Genomic DNA, 1665 nt, shown 5'->3' with positions numbered 1-1665 from the left:
TTCGCGCCGGCCCCGGGCGCCCCCCCCCCCCCCCCCCACGCACCGCCGTTGGGGACCTTCGGGTGCCCGCAGGTCTCGTATTCCACCGCTCCACCGATGTCGCGGAGGTCGTGGACACCCGTCGCCCTACGTGCGAGAGCGCTCCCAGACTCCTGGAAGAATCGACCGGGTTCACCGCGTGGCCGATACGCCTGTGACAGCGCCGACGGCCGCGCGGGAATTCGTTCGCGACAGGGTGATCCGTCCTTCGCCCGGCGCTCTCGCCGGGCGATGGGTCGTGTCCAGGATCTGGGGGTTCGTGTGGGAAATCCGATCGCCGTGGGCGGGGACGTGGCGTCCGGCGGGACGGCGCGGTGCGACGCTCCGGAGTGGGTGGCGCGCTTCGACCACTCGGCGCCCGGGGTGGGCGAGGTCATCCACGACCGCACCGCCGAGCTGCGGGAGCGCTGCCCGGTCGCGCGCAGCGACGCGCACGGCGGGTTCCACGTGGTGACCCGCGCCCGGGACATCCGGCAGGTGGCCACCGACGACGCCACGTTCAGCTCGGCCGTCGAAGGGCTCGGGGCGACGATGGCGCTGCCCACGCCCGAGGGCGTGTCCGCCCCGCTGTTCGACAGCGACCGGCCCGAGCACACGCGGTGGCGGCGGGTGATGCGGCCGTTCTTCAGCCGCGACGCCGCGGCGCGGCACGAGCCGTACATCCGGTCGGTCGCCCGCGGGGTGCTGGCCGACCTGCGCCCGCGCGGCGAGGCCGACCTGGTGGCCGACTTCGCGGCGGTGGTGCCGCCGCTGGTCACCGCCGCGCTGCTGGGCGTGCCCGGCGACCGCCGGGAGGAGTTCTCGGCGTTGGCGCGGGAGCTGTTCACCTCGACCCCGGCGGGGTCCGCGCACCGGCCGGCGGGACTCCTGCTGGAGCTGATCCGCGCCCGGCGGGGCGAGGCGGAGCACCGCCCCGCGCGCGGGGCGGTGGACCACGCCCGGGTCCGCGACCACGACGTGGACGACGACGCCCTGCTCAAGCACGCGGTCATGATGGTCGCGGCGGCCACGCTGACCACCGCGGACACCATCGCCAACACGGCGCTGGTGCTGGGCACGCGCCCGGAGCTGCGACAGCGGGTGCTGGCCGATCCCGCGTTGATCCCGGCCCTGGTGGAGGAGAGCGTGCGGCACGAGTCGGCGGTCGCGGCCACCGGGCGGACCGTGCGGCGGGCCACCGCGCTGGCCGGCGTGCCGCTGCGCCGCGGGGACCGGGTGCTGCTGTTGTGGGGCAGCGGCAACCGCGACGCCGACCTGTTCCCGGACGGGGACGTGTTCCGGCTCGACCGGCCGCGGCCGGACCGGCACCTGGGCTGGGGTGCCGGCCCGCACCGCTGCCTGGGCGTGCACCTCGCCCGGCTGCAACTGCGCGTGGTGGTGCAGGAGTTGCTGGCGGCGCTGCCGGATTTCGAGCCCGTGCCCGGTTACCGGGCCGAGCGCACGTTCGGGGCGCTGCGCGGGCTCCGCGCCCTGCCCGTCCGGTGGAGCGTGACCGCGGGTTAGGCCGGACCCGGCGCGACGCGGGGCTCGGCAGTGGACGGTCCGGCGAGCCCTCCCCCGCCGTGACGCGTGCCCCGGACCGGCGATCCGGGGCACGGGGGACGCCGGCCCGGGTGGGGCGGGTGG

1 protein-coding gene is annotated in these 1665 nt (G+C 76.9%); it reads left to right on the top strand.

Annotation, left to right across the window (positions count from 1 at the left end; genetic code table 11):
• The first annotated feature begins 372 nt into the window (after positions 1-372).
• Complete coding sequence (locus tag ACFXGA_RS32155) at positions 373-1542, top strand: cytochrome P450 (RefSeq protein WP_378094465.1); 1170 nt, start codon at positions 373-375, stop codon at positions 1540-1542.
• Positions 1543-1665 lie beyond the last annotated feature (123 nt).

This window comes from Actinosynnema sp. NPDC059335 (genome assembly GCF_042752395.1).
In the GTDB taxonomy this organism is placed as follows: domain Bacteria; phylum Actinomycetota; class Actinomycetes; order Mycobacteriales; family Pseudonocardiaceae; genus Actinosynnema.
The sequence above is the reverse complement of the archived record's forward strand: the minus strand, read 5'-3'. Positions and strand labels throughout refer to the sequence as shown.